We start from the raw sequence: 14,849 nt of genomic DNA, 5'->3' as shown, positions 1-14,849 counted from the left end.
TTAAAAAATATATTTTTGGCAAATTTACTTAATTATTATTCGTTTGTAACCATCCGGAACACTATAAGGGAAAGAAAGTTCTTCATTAAAAGAAACCGAATTGTAATTTAAATTAATTTCCGATTTCCCTTTAGGCTGTTGTGTTCTAATCTCAATATTCGATGGCAGGTTGGCTTCCTTGTAAGCTACCCTTTCCGGATAAGCAATTTGGATGGTTCTGCTTTCGGTTGTTTGGGTAACTTCCTGCTTATTTACCGTAAAATCATTCGGATTAAAATAAAAACTTTTTTGAGTATTTCCGCTTTTAGCATCATCCAAACGGTACAAATTATCGAGTAAAGTCTCAGTATATTTTCCCTTATTCAAATCGTCTAATGCTTCTCCAACCAACATATTTTGAATTTTACTGTAATCTAAATCGGTTCCCAGCCACTGACTCAAAGAACTAAAATCGCCTTCAAAATAAGTTCCTTTTATTTTTTCGTAATAACTTACCGAAGCCGGAGTAATAGAAGCTTTGGCCATTGTTATTCCCAGAAAACGCAAACTCACTAAGATTTGTTGGTCTTTTTTAATTCTAATCTCAGCCGATACATTTTGAGCCTGTTTCTCGTCGGCATAACGGGCACTGGCTTTGATATATAATGTAGAAAAATCATTTTTATTGCTGTAATGACTGTCAATTATTTTGGTTGCTTTCATATAATCGACTGGTTCTGTAATGGTTGCCGAAGTAACGATGGCTTTGGGTTTACAGGAAACCAAAAGAATGACAACCAAAAAGGCTAGGTATTTTTTCATTTTATTTTTGTTTTTTTAATAATTCGTCTGCTTTAGAAAAGTAGAATATCTTTTTATTGGTATCGCCTAAACCATTATAAGCTTCTCCCAACTGAATGTTATAATTTATTTCTAAGGTTAGATCTTCTACTACATAATCCATGCCTGTTTCAAGCATTTCCTTAGCTTTTTTAAATTGTTGCAACTGATTGTAAGCCAATCCGGCATAATAATAAAACTGAGGCTGCACCGGATACAATTCGACCATATCGTTGGCGATTTTGGCCATTTTGTCAAATTGAGCCATCTGCGTATAAACATCCAGCAAAAGCAAACTGGATTCTACATCCGGAGTCGTATTCTTTTGAAGTCCCAGCTGGTAATACTTTTCAGCCTTATCCCATTGTTTTTTGTTGTGATAATATTTCCCGACTTCTTTGGCAACATTCACTTGCGAATCATCAGCAAAATAAGCAATTGCTTTGTCTAAATCAGATGTGAATTGTGGATGTGTATTGACATAAATTAAAAATTCATTGAAAATGCGGTGTTTTATTTTGCTGTCAATTTTGGAACTGCCCAAAACAATATTCATGGCCTTGATGGCTTTATCGCTTTCATTAGCAACCAAATAATTTTTAAACAAACTTAGCTGCGCCCATTCGGAATCCGGAATGGCAGCCTCCAGCCTTTTCGCCGTTTCTAAAACTTTTTCGATATTGTCTTTTTTCGAATACAAATAAATCAGCGAAATGTAATTTTCCTCTGCCTTAGGATATTTCAGGATTTGCTCCTCCAAATTGGTTATTTCCGCATCCTGATATTTGCCCTGAGAGAGAATTTGAATTTTATAACTTTCCCTTCTGTCCGATTTCCCAACGGTTTCATTCAACTCATTGATAAGTGCCAAAGCTTTGTCGAATTCGCCCGTATTCATATACAAGGAAGTCAAATCTTCTTTGAATTTTGGGTCAAAAGGAATCAGTTTTTGAATCACTAAAACAGCATCAGTATAGTTTTTTGTAGCATAGTCCACATCATACATACCCACCAAAAACCATTTGTTAGTTGGCTCTAAATGATGAGCTTTTTCAAATGAAGTGTAGGCATTTTTATAATCCTTTTGCGCCAGATAATTTTTGCCTAATTCGTGGTAAATCGTAGCATTATTACTGTCTATTTTCAAACAGCGTTCCAAAGCCACAATCGCCTTGTCGTAGTTTTCAATAGCTTTTTGCTTTAAAGCTTCGTAAAAATAATCCTGAAATTTATCTGCTTCTTTTTTGGTTTCAGACTCTGTTTGTCCCCATGACAAAACCGGATTGCATTGCAAAACCACCATTATCATTAAAGGAACTAACTTTTTCATTTTTGCTCATTAAACTTTAAAAAGCTGTACAATTTACCATTAAGAAATCAAAGATTCATTAAACTTAACTTCTTAATGGTAATTTTTTATTGTATTCGAAATTATTCTAAAACCGAATAATCTCCAATGCTTATGCTTGTAAAATTACCGTCAAAACTAGCGTGATTTCCTATCATCGCATTGTCCAGATTAGCATTTTTAATATGTGCATGTGTTTGCACTAAACTGTTCTTAATACTACTGTCAATCACGTGACAACCATTTCCTAAAGAAACATTCGGTCCCACCGTAGCGTTAATTAACACCACATCGTCCCCAATAAAACAAGGTTCGATAATCGTAGAATTTTCGATTTTTACCTTTGGAGAAACCAAACTTTCTTTGTCTTCAGCCAAGAAAGCCAGCATTCTGGAATTGGTTTCTACGGTTACATTTTTGTTTCCGCAATCCATCCAGGCGCTAACTTCACCGGTTTTAAAAATTTTTCCGTTGGCCATCATGTTTTTGATTCCATCATTAATTTGGTATTCGCCACCATTTTGAATGTTGTTGTCTAAAACATTTTGCAATTCCTGTTTTAAAACCGCAATATCTTTGAAATAGTAAATTCCGATAACCGCTAAATCACTAACAAATTCTTTAGGTTTTTCAACCAATTCGATAATTTCGTTTTTCTCATTTAGTTTTACCACACCAAAAGCTTCCGGATTTTCAATTTGTTTTACCCAAATTACCGAATCGGCAGTTGGATCCAATTCAAAATCAGCACGAATCAAGGTGTCTGCATAAGCAATCACCGCCGGACCGGAAAGAGAATCTTTGGCACACATAATAGCATGCCCGGTTCCAAGAGCTTCATTTTGATAGTAAATAGTTCCTCTTGCTCCTAATTTCTCGGCAATAGCAATTAAATCCTGCTCTACTTTTTGCCCAAAACTTTCATGAATAATAAAAGCTACTTCTTCTATTTCCTGATTTAGAACTCCGGCAATGTCTTCTACTAATCGGTGAACGATCGGTTTTCCGGCAACCGGAATTAAAGGTTTAGGAATGGTTAAGGTATGTGGGCGAAGACGCGAACCACGTCCTGCCATTGGAACGATTATTTTCATATTTCATGCCCGCGAATGCGGGTATCTTTTAAATTAAACTTTATTCTCTTATTTTATTAAAATTGAAATTCCAATTTAAGCTTATATCCAACCACGTTGGATTCATATCTTCTATTAAATTTACCTTCCAATCTCTTTTCCATTTTTTTAATTGTTTTTCTCTTTTGGTAGCATCAAAACCATTTTCCCATTCTTCAAAATAAATTAACTTATCACAATTATATTTTGCCGTAAAAGAATTTGAATAAACTTTTAGTTTATGTTCTTTAACCCGTTCTATTAAATTATCTGTTACTCCAATGTAAATTACTCCTTTATGTTTATTTGACATCATATAAACAAACCATAATTTCATTTTAATAATTTATTTTAAAATTTCCTCCTCTCGAAGAAAGTTTTTTCAATTCCTAAATTGAACACAAGATTCCTGCTTTCACAGGAATTATTTTGCTTCCTAAATTGAACATAAGATTCCTGTTTTCTCAGGAATTATTTTACCCCTGTACTGCCAAAACCGCCTGCACCTCTTGAAGTTTCCGTTAGTTCTTCCACTTCAATCCATTCGGCACGTTCGTGTTTGGCAATGATTAATTGCGCAATGCGTTCCCCATTTTCAACCACAAATACTTCATTAGAAAGATTGACTAAAATCACGCCTATTTCTCCGCGATAATCGGCATCGACGGTTCCGGGCGAATTCAGTACGGTTATCCCTTTTTTAGCAGCCAATCCGCTTCGGGGACGCACCTGAGCTTCATAACCTATCGGTAATTCGATAAAAAGACCTGTTTTAACGATGGTTCTTTCCAAAGGCTGCAACACTATAGATTCGGTCAAATTAGCTCTTAAATCCATCCCAGCCGAAGCCAGCGTTTCGTAGTTAGGCAAGGCATGCTGCGATTTATTGATAATATTTATTTTCATTGTAATATTTTAAAAAATGAAGGAACAAGCGCAAAACTGCTCCGTACTTATTTTATTTTTTTCGTTTCACTAAGCCCAATATCGTTTCTTTTTCGAAATGGTAAATGACATAAAGAAACAAAAGCAGCAATGCTATCCCTACAAAATAATTTTCTCTGAAACCATAAAAGGAAATCACAGAAAATAAAATAGACAATCCCAAATAAGACCCTATTTTTTTAAAATCATAAGGAATTGGATAAAATTTATTTCCAAGATAGTAAGAAATCAACATCATACTACCATAAGCTGCCAAAGTTGCAATAGCCGAACCCACATAACTCATAGTAGGAATCAGCATAAAATTCAGCACCAAAGTAATAATAGCTCCCACAATAGAAATATAAGCGCCCACGTAGGTTTTATCAATCAGTTTGTACCAAACAGAAAGATTCGTATAAATTCCCAAACAGAAATTAGCCAAAATAATCAACGGAACCACTTTCATTGCTACCCAATAGGATTCGTCACGAATCATTAAAAATTTGAATACATCGGCAAAAACAATTACGCTCAACATAATAAACGAACCGAAGATGACAAAGTATTTGGTAACCATGGCGTACGTTTGCGGCGCATTTTCATTCTTAGCATGACTAAAAAAGAAAGGCTCAATCCCAAGCGTATAAGCCGTGCGGTACAAAACCATAAACAATCCCAACTTGTAACAGGCGGAATAAACCCCCACTTCATCGGCGGCTATATTGTGCGGTAATAATTTATCTAAAAGAATTTTATCAAATTGCTCGTTGATAGCAAAGGCAATTCCGGCCACTAAAATAGGTAATCCATAGACCATCATTTGTTTCCACAAACGAAAATCAAATTTCCATTTTAAGAAAACATAATCAGGAGATAAAACCACAAAAGTTAACAAACTCGCAATAATATTAGCCAGGAAAATATAACCTATTTGGAAATTTTCGATATAAAAAGAACTTACTATTCCGGTAGGATTCAGTTCTGATAATTTAGGCAAATACACTAAGAAAAGTACACTCAAAAGTAAGTTTACCAAAACGTTTCCAATCTTGATAATAGCATACATAATTGGTCTTTGCAAGGCTCTTAATTTGGAAAAAGGAATAATCACCAAGGCATCCAGAGCTAAAATCCAAATAGAATACGTAATGTATTGCGAATCGATTCCGGACCAATCGGCTAAAGTAGTTCGGAACAAAAGCGCTGCAACCAAAAAGAGAATTGTAGTCCAAAAAATGGAAACCATAGAAGTTTCAATCACTATTTTTTTGTCTTCTTCCTTATTGTAAAAACGAAAGAAAGCCGTCTCCATTCCATAAGCTAAAATCACATTGAAGAATATCATCCAGGAGAATATAATAGTCACTTTTCCATATTCCCCTTTAGGCAGTAAATTGGTATAAAGAGGTACTAACAGAAAACTAAACATCCTGGGCAAAACCGTTGCCAGACCGTAAATTGCTGTTTGTTTAAAAAGATTTTTATATAAACCCAAGGTGTAATGCTTATTAATTTTACAAAAACAAAAATAACTAAATCTTTGGTTAAATTCGTATTGCTATTATAATGATTCTTATTTCTTTTTGACTTCTATTATATAACTAAAATACAGCTTAAAAAGTATCCCATGAATGTATTTAAACAAAAAAAGCGGTTGAAAAATCAACCGCTTTGATATGGAATAAAGTAAATATTCTTAAGCGTTCAAAGCTTCAGCTCCACCAACGATTTCTAAGATTTCGTTAGTAATAGCAGCCTGACGTGCTTTATTATAAGTTAATTTCAACTGATTTCTCAATGCAGTAGCATTATCAGTTGCTTTGTGCATAGCCGTCATACGTGCACCGTGCTCAGAAGCAAAAGAATCACGGATTCCTTTGTACAATTGTGTTTTTAAAGATTTAGGAATCAAAGTCAACACAATTTCTTCTTTTGATGGTTCAAAAATATAATCAGAAGCCGCCACATTTAAATCCGATTTAACCGGAGCTAAAGGTAAAAATTGCTCTGTTTGAACAATTTGAGTTGCAGCATTTTTAAATTGATTGTAAACCAACTCAATTCTGTCATATTCACCGGCAACAAATTTTTGAGTTAATGTTTCAGCAATTGCTGCCACATTATCAAAAGTCAAAGTATCAAAAATAGCACTTTGGTTGTCGATTACATTATTTGTTTTGCTTAAAACATCATTTCCTTTTTTACCAATAGCAAAAACATCAACTTGTTTACCAGCATAAAATGTTGCACGATTTTTAATTTCCTTAATTACATTGGAGTTAAAAGCACCACACAAACCTCTGTTTGAAGTTATCGCTACCAATAAAACTTTCTTTACTTCGCGTTGTGTAGTATATTCTTCTCCGATTCCTCCGTCAAGAGTTGCAGAAAGACCTTGTAATAATTCCGTTAATTTTTCGGCATAAGGGCGCATGGCTGTAATTGCATCCTGAGCTTTTTTAAGCTTGGCTGCAGATACCATTTTCATCGCCGATGTGATTTGCATCGTAGATGAAACGGAAGTAATTCTATTACGGATTTCCTTTAAATTTGCCATTTATTTTAAGTATTAAGACTTAAGTATCAAGTATTAAGTACCAAAATCTTGATACTTAATACTTGATACTTAGTACTTTTTAGTTATATTTTGCAGAAACTTCTTTTGCTACAGTCTCGATTACATCTGTAATTTCGTCTGTTAATTTTCCAGCTTTCAAAGCATCAAGAGTTGGTCTGTGCTTAGCGTTCATGAATTCTAAGAAATCTTTCTCGAATTCTTTAACCTTAGCAACAGGAACATTTCTCAATAAGTTTTTAGATCCGGCATAGATAATCGCTACTTGGTCTTCTACAGTATAAGGAGAGTTCAAACCTTGTTTCAAGATTTCAACGTTTCTTTTTCCTTTTTCAATTACGTTCAAAGTAACAGCATCCAAATCAGAACCAAACTTAGCGAAAGCTTCTAATTCACGGAATTGAGCTTGATCTAATTTTAAAGTACCAGATACTTTTTTCATTGATTTAATTTGAGCATTACCTCCTACACGAGATACAGAGATACCTACGTTGATTGCAGGACGAACCCCAGAGTTGAACAAATCACCATCCAAGAAAATTTGTCCGTCTGTAATAGAGATTACGTTTGTTGGGATATATGCAGAAACGTCACCAGCCTGAGTTTCGATAATTGGTAAAGCGGTCAATGAACCTCCACCTTTTACGATTCCTTTGATAGACTCTGGTAAGTCGTTCATGTTTTTAGCAATTCCGTCATCCGCGATTACTTTACAAGCACGCTCTAATAAACGAGAGTGTAAGTAGAAAACGTCTCCAGGATATGCCTCACGTCCTGGTGGTCTTCTTAATAAAAGAGATACCTCACGGTAAGCAACAGCTTGTTTAGACAAATCATCATATACGATCAAAGCAGGACGACCTGAATCTCTGAAATATTCTCCGATAGCAGCACCAGCGAATGGAGCATATACTTGCATTGGAGCAGGATCAGAAGCATTAGCAGCAACGATAACTGTATAAGCCATTGCTCCTTTTTCTTCTAACATTTTTGCGATTCCAGCTACAGTTGAAGCTTTTTGTCCAATTGCAACATAGATACAGAATACTGGTTTACCAGCATCATAAAATTCTTTTTGATTTAAGATTGTATCGATACAAACAGTTGATTTACCTGTTTGACGGTCACCAATAACTAACTCACGTTGTCCACGTCCAACCGGGATCATAGCGTCTACCGCTTTCACACCTGTTTGTAATGGCTCAGTTACTGGTTGACGGAAAACTACTCCAGGAGCTTTTCTTTCCAAAGGCATTTCGTATAATTCTCCACCGATTGGTCCTTTACCATCAATTGGTTGCCCCAAAGTGTTTACTACACGTCCTACCATTTGTTCTCCTACTTTAAGAGAAGCAATACGTTGAGTTCTTTTGGCAGTAGAACCTTCTTTGATACCAGTTGATGGTCCTAAAAGTACCACCCCTACATTATCTTCTTCCAAGTTCAATACAATAGCCTCAAGACCATTTTCAAATTCTACTAATTCTCCATATTGTACATTTGAAAGCCCGTAAATACGAGCAATACCATCTCCAACTTGAAGTACAGTTCCCACTTCCTCTAGCGTAGCGCCAGATTCAAAACCTTCTACTTGCTTTCTTAATATTGCTGAAATTTCAGCTGGTTTGATTTCCGCCATCTTAATTTATAATTTAGACACTTAATGTGCAATAAAACTAGTTACTTAATTCTTTTCTTAATACTTGTAATCTATTAGCAACAGAAGCATTGTATTGCTTATCGCCAATGGTTAAAATAAATCCTCCAATGATAGCAGGATCTACAATATTTTTGATTGTTACTTTTTTATCTGACAAAGATGCAATTTTAGCCAAAACTTTAGCTTCTAAATCGGCATCCATTGGGATAGCAGTAGTTACTTTGGCTACTTCTAAACCGTTAGCGCTGTCATATAAATCAGCATAAGCTACTGCAACTGCTTCAAGGATTTCAAATCTTTTGTTTTCGAATAATAAATGAAACAATCCCTTTGTTACTCCATTAACAGAAGCAAAAACTTCTAATAATGCTTTTTCTTTTACATCAACACTGGTTGTAGGAGACTGAATAAAGGTATTCAATTCAGCATTTCCTTTGATGGTGGATGCAATTAAAATCATATCGTTATTTACCTCAGCGGCTACTCCGATAGAGTCGGCCATAGAAAGGATTGCTTTTGCATAACGAATTGCTGCTCTTGTACCTGCCATAATATTAGTTTAGCTTTACGTCACCTAACATTTTCTCAACTAATTTAGTTTGAGCTTCTGTGTTAGATAATTCGTCTTTCAATAATTTCTCTGCGATACTCAATGACAATGAAGAAACCTGAGTTTTCAATTCAGCCATTGCTGCATTTTTCTCACTTTCAATTGCAGCTTTAGCCTGCTCAATCATTTTTGCACCTTGAGCCTGAGCTTCCGTTTTAGCATCAGCAACCATTTTCTCTTTCATTTCACGAGCTTCTTTCAACATAGCATCACGCTCCGCTCTCGCTTCGTTTAAGATTCTTTGGTTATCAGCCTGAAGATCCTGCATTTCTTTTCTTGCATTTTCAGCAGATTCTAATGCATTTTTGATTCCCTCTTCTCTTTCATTAACGGCATCAAGAATAGGTTTCCAAGCGAATTTTTTCAATAAAAATATTAATCCAACAAATATTAATACTTGCCAAAAAAACAAACCAAATTCAAACTGATTAATTAACTTTTCCATTATCTATAATTCTAAGTTTTATTTTTTACTTTTTAAGTTATTGCATTGCTGCAATGTAATGTTTTAATTTTAAAAACAATAGTTACAACCAACCGTTGCAACTATCGTTTTTTTGAGTTTTAATTAAGCTGCGAATAAAGCTGCGAAACCAATACCTTCAATAAGTGCAGCAGCGATAAGCATAGCTGTTTGGATTTTTCCTGAAGCTTCTGGTTGACGAGCAATAGCATCCATAGCAGAGCTACCAATTTTACCAATACCTAAACCTGCTCCGATAACGATTAATCCAGCTCCAATAATTTGTGGAATTTCCATGATATATATATTAAAAATTAAACATTCAATTTGATGTTGAATCGTTATTTGTTTTTCCGTTTAACCGATTAAACAAATAACAATTAAACGATTTTAGTGGTGCCCTTCTTCGTGGTGGTGTTCTTCAACAGCCGCACCAAAATAAAGAGCTGATAACATTGTAAAAATATAGGCTTGTAAAAAGGCTACTAAGATTTCCAAAATAGAAAGTACAAATGCCAATCCAAATGATAATGAGCTTCCAATCCAGCTTTTGAAAATAAACATCAACCCTAAAATACTCATCAATACAATGTGACCTGCAAAAATATTCGCGTACAAACGAATCATTAATGAGAATGGCTTGATGAATACTCCTAATAATTCGATAGGAGCCAAAATGATACGCATTGGTTTTGGCACTCCCGGCATCCAGAAGATGTGTCCCCAATAATTTTTATTTGCTGTTAAATTTGTAATCAGGAAAGTTAAGATTGCCAAAGAGAATGTTACAGTAAAGTTACCTGTAGCATTAATTCCCAGTGGCGTTAATCCGAAGATATTTAAAAACAATACAAAGAAGAAGATGGTTAATAAATAACTCATGTATCTTTTATAGTGTTTCTCACCAATGTTTGGAATTGCAATTTCGTCACGAACATATACAATTAATGGCTCAAAGAAACGTCCCACACCTGAAGCAATTCCTCCGTTTTTAGCATAAGATTTTGCCAAACGGGTAAAAATGAAAAACATTAAAATAGCAGCAACGATGATAGACAATACTGTTTTAGTGATAGAAAAATCAATAGGACGTACATTTTCAGGATGTCCGGTTTCTTCATTTTCATGAATAGTTCCTGTAGCATCTGTTCTGTAAATTTTTCCGTCGTGGTGGTTAATTACATAATAGCTACCGTTAGATTCCGCTACTTCTTTTCCGTGGTGGAATTTAGCCGAAGAAAAAACATGTAATCCGTTATCCCATAAGATAACCGGTAATGGAAATCCCCAATTTTCTCCTGTTTCATCATCCTGAGTTAAGGAGAAATCGTGAGAATCTAAAACGTGGTGATTAATAAATGCTTTGATTTTAGATTTTACATCGGTAGGTTCAGCATGAGCACCTTCATGGTGCCCTTCAGCTACTGCTTCATGAGTTGCTTCTCCTTGTACTTGTAACGAATCAACTTCTTGATTTGCAAAACTAATCATTGGAAGACACGCTAAAAATGCTACTAATATCAATCTAAGTGGTCTCTTTAAAATCACCATAATTACAGAATATGTTATATTTACGTTTCTAAAATTTGGCGCAAAGGTACATTTTTTATTTATATCCAAAAGGATATGAAAACATATTTTTTTTTACACCCTGTTAAAGCCCGTTTTTTAGGGCTTTTTGCTTAATATTCTTATAGTTACAATTGTTTCAATCGTCAGAAAAAGGATAAACATTCCAAAGAAATTCATTTTCTCCATTGTGATGTCATAATGCCTAATCTTCAAAATAGGTTTCAAAAGCAAATAATAAAAAAATATTTTAAAAGTGGTCAGTAACAAAAATGACATTCCCACCTGATCAAAATTGCGTTCGCTTATTTTCAATACAATTAAAATGATGATAAAGGACAGCAGGAAAAAGATAGCATACAGTTTTTCCAGACTATAATAAAACTGCTCCGGATTTACTTTAAACAGATAAAATCCTAATTTGTGCAACACATAAGCGATTAGAACCGAAATTACTAAAAAGAGATAGGTTTTGTAATTTTTAAAAATCATTATTGTTCCTGCTTTTGTACTTATTCCTTGTCTTTGTTTATTTCATTTACCTGCCTGATTACATTGTACAAAGCAATAAACACCCCCACCAAAACCAATACTTTGTTGTAATAAAATTTCGGATGCGGATGATTTTCATCAAGCCAGTCGCCCAAATAAGAAAACAAAAAAATAATCACTCCCATTTGAATAGGAATATTAATCAGTGCCAGCCACTTCGTCGATTTCTTATTATTGGGTTTCTTTTCCATTTATGACGCCGGTTTTTCGTTTTCTTTCATCGTACAACCTGCCGTAAAATCGGCTCCGGGTTCTACCGACAATTTCCCTACGATTACTTCACCTTTAATACTTGCTTTAGATTTGATATTTAATAATTCGGCAACCTGAATTTTTCCATTAAAAGCACCTTCAATATCAGCATTATTACAGCTAATATCTCCTGTAACACTGCCGGTAGGGCCAATTACTAATTTTCCCTCAGATTGAAAATTTCCAATTAACTCCCCGTCCAGTCTGAAATCAGCTTTTGAAATAATATCACCTTTGATGACAGTTCCTTCAACAATTCTATTGGTTTTTCCTAAAAGGTCGGTATAAGGTTTTTCTTTTTTCTTAGTAAACATTTTTATTGTTTTTTCGATTCTAAATACACCTTTAGATTCTTCTTAATTTGAACTATTTTATAATTTTCGTTTGAAATAATAATCGGTGCTGTTTGAATTTTGTAGGCTGGATTTTCTTTTAAAACATTAGCTACGCTATTAGCATAATCCTCAGAGGTGATTCCCTGAATAATTACAAATCCATTGGCCGCGTCATAAGAATTAAAAACTAAATCCAATTTTTGAGCATTCTCTGAATTGATAAATTTGGTGATTTTTTCCTCGATAGTTTTTTTATCGTTAACCGCGTTTAAAGCCAGCGGATACAAAATTTTCCAATGTTTAGAATCTTTCGAATCAAAGTTCCTGTTTTCCAATAACGGAATTTGTTTTTCTAAAATCTCATGTGCACTTTTCCCTTCCTCGGTATTCGGATAATTACCGGCAACCGTTTCTAAAGCAGCTTTGTAAGCAGCCAGTCCGTTTACTTTTCCTAAAGTATTGGCTTTTAAAAGTTCTAATTTTGACACTACTTCCTCACCCGAAAACTGATTGATTAATCCATCTATTTTAGCCAAAACGGCATCAAATTCTTCATTTTGATACTGTTGGTATATTTTTTTGTACACCACATCCGGACTTCCCTCCTCGACAATTACATTTCCATTATTTAAAATTTGGGCATAACGCGAATTTGGATATTGAGACAGAATCTTATTTTTAACCGCTTCTGCTTTATCCGGATTGGTATTTTGATAAATTTTATACAAATTGTACAAACTTGGCAACACTAATTTCTCTTCGGGATTATTTTGCAATAAATCTTCTAATTTTTTAGCGGCCAAATCATTTTCTTTGAATTTCTCCTTATAAATAACTCCCAACTGATAATACGCCTCATTGCGCTCTTTAGCAATGCTGTCAATAGCTGTTGTTGCTGTTGGTAATTGGTTCAAATAAAAAGCCGGATCGTATTTTGGGTTCAGCTCTTTTTCTTTCGCAACCGAATCAGTCGCTACTTCCTGCTGAGCAACTACGGTGGAATCTTTTGACTCATTTGCAGCCAGCGCATCTGCAACAGAAACTCTCCAATAACCTTGTTTAGTACGTTTTCCCCAATTTTTCTTAAAGGCTACTTTTCCAAAAGATACTGTGGTTGGGTTATAAAAATAAAATGTATTCTCGGCGTTGGCAGTCGAAATGGACGGAGGACCAAATGGCGCTTTAGGCAGCACTTTTCCGTTAGCTCCTACCGCAGCATCAGCAGTAACGGCTTTGCTGTTTCTTTCAATATTTTTTTGTTTTTCGGCTTCTTTTTCTTCCAGAATTCTTTTAGCCTCATCCGACTTTTTCAATTTTTCGATATAGGAATCAAAATAAGTCAGCTTTTCGGCTTCCGGCAATGCCACCACTTTTAGAATACTGTCGTTGCGGCTGGCAATGGCTTCATAGAAAATAACTTCGTCCAGATTTTTACGAACTTTTTCAATATGAATGAACTCTCTGGTTTTTGGATTTAGTTTTACTAAAGTACTGTCGTAATATTTGGCAGCTTCTAAATAACGGGCATTTCTAAAATGAATATTTCCAATATTTCTGTAATCAGAAGCCATTAAATAATTGTCCGATTGCGTTTTTTTCAAAGACGCATTGTAATATGCTACAGCCTTATCTTCCTTTCCTATTTTATCATAAAAAACCGCCATTTGGTAATTTAAAATATCCAAAAACGGACGATTTTCTCTGTTCTCCAATAATTTATGATACTTTTCATCAAAGGCAAATCGGTCACCATTTTGATAATCAAACAGTTCGGCTAATCTTGCCTGAGCATGCATCATGTATTTCCTGTCGGCTTTTCGGTTCATTTGTACCACCGCTTCATAATAATTTCTTGCCAACTCATTTTCTCCTTTTTCCTGATACAATTGTCCTAAAATAAAACGGTATCGGGCTTTGTCATTATTATGTGTACTAAAATTTACGGCTTTTTTCAGTTTGACAATCGCACTGTCTTTTTGTTCCATGTTCAAAAACGAAGCGGCCAAAAGCGCATTGGCATCAGCCAAAACCTGTTTTTTAGGCTGGTTTTCCTCAAGCATCTTAGTAATATTTTTAATTACTAAGGCATCGTTGTCCAAACGCATATTGGTTTTTTCGCGCCAAATTTTAGCTTCGTCAATTCGGCTGCTGTTCGGATATTTGTATAAAATATAATTGAAAGCATCCAAAGCAGGAATGAATCTTTTGTCATAATAACGGGATTTTCCTAATAACAAATAGGCTTCGTCAATTTGAGTATTACGTTCTCTTCCGCCAATATTCATCGAATGTTTCTGAATGGCTTTTGTGGCTTTCTCTTCTGCTTTGGCAAAATCGGCATTCTTAGTCGTATCGGCAACCACTAAATCTTCATCGACATTCATGGCTTCGACAGGCAAAATTTCCCAAAAATTATCCTGATTACTGGCATCAATGGCTTTAATTCCTTTGTCCAGTGCAATTTGTCCGTTATATAAAATGTTGTATTTTGTACTTAAGGCATGGGAGTTTCGAGCCAAAAAAGTATCTTTTTTAGTCGAACAGGCTACTAAAATGCACAAACATCCTATGGGAAATGAATATTTAAATCTGTTGGTTTTCAATGATTCGCCGTTTTTTTATCATTA

Annotated in this window: 16 protein-coding genes; all 16 read right to left on the bottom strand. The window is 34.8% G+C overall.

Going from position 1 to position 14,849, the window contains the following annotated elements; all coding sequences use genetic code 11:
* Nucleotides 1–24: 24 nt before the first annotated feature.
* A complete protein-coding gene (locus tag B6A10_RS00605) occupies nucleotides 25–801 on the bottom strand; it encodes a DUF4292 domain-containing protein (RefSeq protein ID WP_188219300.1) in 777 nt (258 codons plus the stop codon).
* Between the two features lies 1 nt (nucleotide 802).
* Entirely contained in the window at nucleotides 803–2,149 is a 1,347-nt protein-coding gene (locus B6A10_RS00600) for a tetratricopeptide repeat protein (protein WP_188219299.1), read from the bottom strand.
* Nucleotides 2,150–2,250: 101 nt separating this feature from the next.
* Nucleotides 2,251–3,261, bottom strand: coding sequence for a sugar phosphate nucleotidyltransferase (locus B6A10_RS00595; RefSeq protein WP_188219298.1), 1,011 nt, complete (start codon nucleotides 3,259–3,261; stop codon nucleotides 2,251–2,253).
* Nucleotides 3,262–3,301: 40 nt separating this feature from the next.
* Nucleotides 3,302–3,616: a GIY-YIG nuclease family protein gene (locus B6A10_RS00590; protein WP_188219297.1), complete on the bottom strand. Its 315-nt coding sequence runs from the start codon at nucleotides 3,614–3,616 to the stop codon at nucleotides 3,302–3,304.
* A gap of 134 nt (nucleotides 3,617–3,750) precedes the next feature.
* Nucleotides 3,751–4,185 (bottom strand): dUTP diphosphatase, encoded by a 435-nt coding sequence (dut, locus tag B6A10_RS00585; protein ID WP_055091691.1) that lies wholly within the window; start codon nucleotides 4,183–4,185, stop codon nucleotides 3,751–3,753.
* 52 nt (nucleotides 4,186–4,237) lie between these two features.
* The gene (locus B6A10_RS00580; RefSeq protein ID WP_188219296.1) at nucleotides 4,238–5,701 is read right to left on the bottom strand and encodes a lipopolysaccharide biosynthesis protein; all 1,464 of its coding nucleotides are present in this window, start codon (nucleotides 5,699–5,701) and stop codon (nucleotides 4,238–4,240) included.
* A 201-nt stretch (nucleotides 5,702–5,902) separates the two neighbouring features.
* The gene (gene atpG / locus B6A10_RS00575) at nucleotides 5,903–6,763 is read right to left on the bottom strand and encodes an ATP synthase F1 subunit gamma (RefSeq protein ID WP_055091694.1); all 861 of its coding nucleotides are present in this window, start codon (nucleotides 6,761–6,763) and stop codon (nucleotides 5,903–5,905) included.
* A 79-nt stretch (nucleotides 6,764–6,842) separates the two neighbouring features.
* Nucleotides 6,843–8,420 (bottom strand): F0F1 ATP synthase subunit alpha, encoded by a 1,578-nt coding sequence (atpA, locus tag B6A10_RS00570; protein WP_055091696.1) that lies wholly within the window; start codon nucleotides 8,418–8,420, stop codon nucleotides 6,843–6,845.
* Nucleotides 8,421–8,457: 37 nt separating this feature from the next.
* Nucleotides 8,458–8,991 carry an ATP synthase F1 subunit delta gene (gene atpH, locus B6A10_RS00565; RefSeq protein ID WP_188219295.1) on the bottom strand — a complete coding sequence of 178 codons (534 nt, stop codon included), beginning with the start codon at nucleotides 8,989–8,991 and terminating at the stop codon, nucleotides 8,458–8,460.
* 4 nt (nucleotides 8,992–8,995) lie between these two features.
* Nucleotides 8,996–9,496 carry a F0F1 ATP synthase subunit B gene (locus B6A10_RS00560; RefSeq protein ID WP_055091700.1) on the bottom strand — a complete coding sequence of 167 codons (501 nt, stop codon included), beginning with the start codon at nucleotides 9,494–9,496 and terminating at the stop codon, nucleotides 8,996–8,998.
* 123 nt (nucleotides 9,497–9,619) lie between these two features.
* Complete coding sequence (gene atpE, locus B6A10_RS00555) at nucleotides 9,620–9,811, bottom strand: ATP synthase F0 subunit C (protein ID WP_026712861.1); 192 nt, start codon at nucleotides 9,809–9,811, stop codon at nucleotides 9,620–9,622.
* 93 nt (nucleotides 9,812–9,904) lie between these two features.
* Nucleotides 9,905–11,065: a F0F1 ATP synthase subunit A gene (gene atpB, locus B6A10_RS00550; RefSeq protein WP_055091702.1), complete on the bottom strand. Its 1,161-nt coding sequence runs from the start codon at nucleotides 11,063–11,065 to the stop codon at nucleotides 9,905–9,907.
* A 117-nt stretch (nucleotides 11,066–11,182) separates the two neighbouring features.
* Nucleotides 11,183–11,575 carry a hypothetical protein gene (locus B6A10_RS00545; protein WP_188219294.1) on the bottom strand — a complete coding sequence of 131 codons (393 nt, stop codon included), beginning with the start codon at nucleotides 11,573–11,575 and terminating at the stop codon, nucleotides 11,183–11,185.
* 20 nt (nucleotides 11,576–11,595) lie between these two features.
* On the bottom strand, nucleotides 11,596–11,826 hold the full coding sequence (locus tag B6A10_RS00540) for an AtpZ/AtpI family protein (protein ID WP_026712858.1): 231 nt from the start codon (nucleotides 11,824–11,826) through the stop codon (nucleotides 11,596–11,598).
* Nucleotides 11,827–12,201, bottom strand: a complete 375-nt coding sequence (locus B6A10_RS00535) for a bactofilin family protein (protein WP_188219293.1) — start codon at nucleotides 12,199–12,201, stop codon at nucleotides 11,827–11,829.
* Between the two features lie 2 nt (nucleotides 12,202–12,203).
* Nucleotides 12,204–14,825, bottom strand: a complete 2,622-nt coding sequence (porW, locus tag B6A10_RS00530) for a type IX secretion system periplasmic lipoprotein PorW/SprE (RefSeq protein WP_188219292.1) — start codon at nucleotides 14,823–14,825, stop codon at nucleotides 12,204–12,206.
* Nucleotides 14,826–14,849: the final 24 nt, after the last annotated feature.

This window comes from Flavobacterium pokkalii (assembly GCF_014596575.1).
GTDB classification, from domain to species: Bacteria; Bacteroidota; Bacteroidia; order Flavobacteriales; family Flavobacteriaceae; genus Flavobacterium; species Flavobacterium pokkalii.
Note: the sequence above shows the minus strand (reverse complement) of the source record. Positions and strands in the feature narration are given on the sequence as shown.

Coding starts and splice junctions, on each gene's coding strand:
- B6A10_RS00605 (WP_188219300.1), bottom strand. CDS start 801: ATGAAAAAATACCTAGCCTTTTTGGTTGTCATTCTTTTGGTTTCCTGT.
- B6A10_RS00600 (WP_188219299.1), bottom strand. CDS start 2,149: ATGAAAAAGTTAGTTCCTTTAATGATAATGGTGGTTTTGCAATGCAAT.
- B6A10_RS00595 (WP_188219298.1), bottom strand. CDS start 3,261: ATGAAAATAATCGTTCCAATGGCAGGACGTGGTTCGCGTCTTCGCCCA.
- B6A10_RS00590 (WP_188219297.1), bottom strand. CDS start 3,616: ATGAAATTATGGTTTGTTTATATGATGTCAAATAAACATAAAGGAGTA.
- dut (WP_055091691.1), bottom strand. CDS start 4,185: ATGAAAATAAATATTATCAATAAATCGCAGCATGCCTTGCCTAACTAC.
- atpG (WP_055091694.1), bottom strand. CDS start 6,763: ATGGCAAATTTAAAGGAAATCCGTAATAGAATTACTTCCGTTTCATCT.
- atpA (WP_055091696.1), bottom strand. CDS start 8,420: ATGGCGGAAATCAAACCAGCTGAAATTTCAGCAATATTAAGAAAGCAA.
- atpH (WP_188219295.1), bottom strand. CDS start 8,991: ATGGCAGGTACAAGAGCAGCAATTCGTTATGCAAAAGCAATCCTTTCT.
- B6A10_RS00560 (WP_055091700.1), bottom strand. CDS start 9,496: ATGGAAAAGTTAATTAATCAGTTTGAATTTGGTTTGTTTTTTTGGCAA.
- atpE (WP_026712861.1), bottom strand. CDS start 9,811: ATGGAAATTCCACAAATTATTGGAGCTGGATTAATCGTTATCGGAGCA.
- atpB (WP_055091702.1), bottom strand. CDS start 11,065: ATGGTGATTTTAAAGAGACCACTTAGATTGATATTAGTAGCATTTTTA.
- B6A10_RS00545 (WP_188219294.1), bottom strand. CDS start 11,575: ATGATTTTTAAAAATTACAAAACCTATCTCTTTTTAGTAATTTCGGTT.
- B6A10_RS00540 (WP_026712858.1), bottom strand. CDS start 11,826: ATGGAAAAGAAACCCAATAATAAGAAATCGACGAAGTGGCTGGCACTG.
- B6A10_RS00535 (WP_188219293.1), bottom strand. CDS start 12,201: ATGTTTACTAAGAAAAAAGAAAAACCTTATACCGACCTTTTAGGAAAA.